1 rRNA gene is annotated in these 3,225 nt (G+C 49.3%); it reads right to left on the bottom strand.

Going from position 1 to position 3,225, the window contains the following annotated elements:
- Window positions 1-33: 33 nt before the first annotated feature.
- Window positions 34-2,931 (bottom strand): 23S ribosomal RNA (locus tag KUG37_RS14525).
- Between the last annotated feature and the right edge of the window lie 294 nt (window positions 2,932-3,225).

A 3,225-nucleotide genomic window follows, 5' to 3' on the forward strand; every position in this document is an offset into this window, starting at 1 on the left:
TCGAGCTTCATACAACAACTGTTTGGGTGTTGTATAGTCAAGCCTCACGAGCAATTAGTATTGGTCAGCTTCATGCATCGCTGCACTTCCACATCCAACCTATCAACGTCGTAGTCTTCAACGGCTCTTTAGAGGACATAAAGTCCTTGGGAAATCTTATCTTGAGGTAGGCTTCCCGCTTAGATGCTTTCAGCGGTTATCCCTTCCGAACATAGCTACCCGGCGATGCCACTGGCGTGACAACCGGTACACCAGAGGTTCGTCCACTCTGGTCCTCTCGTACTAGGAGCAGATCCTCTCAAATTTCCAACGCCCACGGTAGATAGGGACCGAACTGTCTCACGACGTTCTAAACCCAGCTCGCGTACCTCTTTAAATGGCGAACAGCCATACCCTTGGGACCTGCTTCAGCCCCAGGATGAGATGAGCCGACATCGAGGTGCCAAACACCGCCGTCGATATGAACTCTTGGGCGGTATCAGCCTGTTATCCCCAGAGTACCTTTTATCCGTTGAGCGATGGCCCTTCCATACAGAACCACCGGATCACTAAGACCTACTTTCGTACCTGCTCGACTTGTGGGTCTCGCAGTTAAGCGCGCTTTTGCCTTTATACTCTACGCGTGATTTCCGACCACGCTGAGCGCACCTTCGTACTCCTCCGTTACTCTTTAGGAGGAGACCGCCCCAGTCAAACTACCCACCAGACATGGTCCTCGCTCCAGATTATGGAGCAGAGTTAGAACCTCAATATTACCAGGGTGGTATTTCAAGATTGGCTCCACAGCAACTAGCGTCGCTGCTTCAAAGCCTCCCACCTATCCTACACAAGTAAGATCAAAGTTCAATGTCAAGCTGCAGTAAAGGTTCACGGGGTCTTTCCGTCTAGCCGCGGGTACACCGCATCTTCACGGCGAATTCGATTTCACTGAGTCTCTGCTGGAGACAGCGCCCCCATCATTATGCCATTCGTGCAGGTCGGAACTTACCCGACAAGGAATTTCGCTACCTTAGGACCGTTATAGTTACGGCCGCCGTTTACTGGGGCTTCGATCAAGAGCTTCGCTTACGCTAACCCCATCAATTAACCTTCCAGCACCGGGCAGGCATCACACCCTATACGTCCACTTTCGTGTTTGCAGAGTGCTATGTTTTTAATAAACAGTTGCAGGGGCCTGGTTTCTGAGGCTGTCGCCCGCTCAAGGAGCAAGTCCTATCACCGACAACAGCGTACCTTCTCCCGAAGTTACGGTACCATTTTGCCTAGTTCCTTCAGCAGAGTTCTCTCAAGCGCTTTGGTCTACTCGACCTGACCACCTGTGTCGGTTTCGGGTACGATTCCTGTGTAACTGAAGCTTAGAGACTTTTCCTGGAAGCATGGTATCAGCCACTTCACTGTACAAGTACAGCTTGCTATCAGCTCTCAGCATAGAGCACCCCGGATTTGCCTAAGATGCATGCCTACTGCCTTCCACCTGGACAACCAACGCCAGGCTGACTTAACCTTCTCCGTCCTCTCATCGCATTACACAGAAGTATTGGAATATTAACCAATTTCCCATCGACTACGCCTCTCGGCCTCGCCTTAGGGGTCGACTCACCCAGCCCCGATTAACGTTGGACTGGAACCCTTGGTCTTTCAGCGTGCGAGTTTTTCACTCGCATTGTCGTTACTCACGTCAGCATTCGCACTTCTGATACCTCCAGCAGACTTCTCAATCCACCTTCATCGGCTTACAGAACGCTCCCCTACCACTTGCAATAAATTGCAAATCCGCAGCTTCGGCATATAGTTTTAGCCCCGTTACATCTTCCGCGCAGGCCGACTCGACTAGTGAGCTATTACGCTTTCTTTAAAGGGTGGCTGCTTCTAAGCCAACCTCCTAGCTGTCTATGCCTTCCCACATCGTTTCCCACTTAACTATAATTTTGGGGCCTTAGCTGGCGGTCTGGATTGTTTTCCTCTTGACTACGGACGTTAGCACCCGCAGTCTGTCTCCCGGATAGTACTCATTGGTATTCGGAGTTTGCATCGGTTTGGTAAGTCGGGATGACCCCCTAGCCGAAACAGTGCTCTACCCCCAATGGTATTCGTCCGAGGCGCTACCTAAATAGCTTTCGGGGAGAACCAGCTATCACCAAGTTTGATTAGCCTTTCACCCCTATCCACAAGTCATCCCCTGGCTTTTCAACGACAGTGGGTTCGGTCCTCCAGTTAGTGTTACCCAACCTTCAACCTGCTCATGGATAGATCACCTGGTTTCGGGTCTATACCCAGCAACTAATGCGCCCTATTAAGACTCGGTTTCCCTACGGCTCCCCTATTCGGTTAACCTCGCTACTGAATATAAGTCGCTGACCCATTATACAAAAGGTACGCAGTCACCGGACATAATGCCGGCTCCCACTGCTTGTATGCATGCGGTTTCAGGATCTATTTCACTCCCCTCACAGGGGTTCTTTTCGCCTTTCCCTCACGGTACTGGTTCACTATCGGTCAGTCAGGAGTATTTAGCCTTGGAGGATGGTCCCCCCATATTCAGACAAGGTTTCACGTGCCTCGCCCTACTCGACATCATCATATAAGCCCTTTCGTGTACAGGACTATCACCGTCTACGGTCGCACTTCCCAGAGCGTTCCACTAGAGCTTATATGACTTAATGGGCTGTTCCCCTTTCGCTCGCCGCTACTAAGGGAATCTCAATTGATTTCTTTTCCTAAGGGTACTGAGATGTTTCACTTCCCCTCGTTCGCCTTGCAACACTATGTATTCATGTTGCAATACCTACCTTATGGTAAGTGGGTTTCCCCATTCAGACATCTCCGGATCACAGGATATTTGCCGCCTCCCCGGAGCTTTTCGCAGGCTATTACGTCTTTCATCGCCTCTGACTGCCAAGGCATCCACCACATGCACTTAATTACTTGACTATACAACCCCAAACAGTCGTTAACACCCTACAAGTGATGTAACAACAGGCTTTCGCCATGCAGTTTGTTGTCCGTAGATTTAACTACCGTACAGCTTCAATTAGATTCATATACCAAAACGCTTGATTCAGTTAATCGCTAGTTCTCAGTTCCTCATTTCACTTAACAGTAACAAGTTACTGCTAAATTCAATTCAGTTCTGAGTTAAACAATTTATTTCAACTCAAATATATGCTGTTAATGATTTAACATGCCTTCGTCAGGTCATGTTGCTGTGATAAATCACAGAGGTTA

Origin of the sequence: Acinetobacter sp. BY419, from assembly GCF_019038395.1 — a bacterium.
Classification (GTDB): domain Bacteria; phylum Pseudomonadota; class Gammaproteobacteria; order Pseudomonadales; family Moraxellaceae; genus Acinetobacter.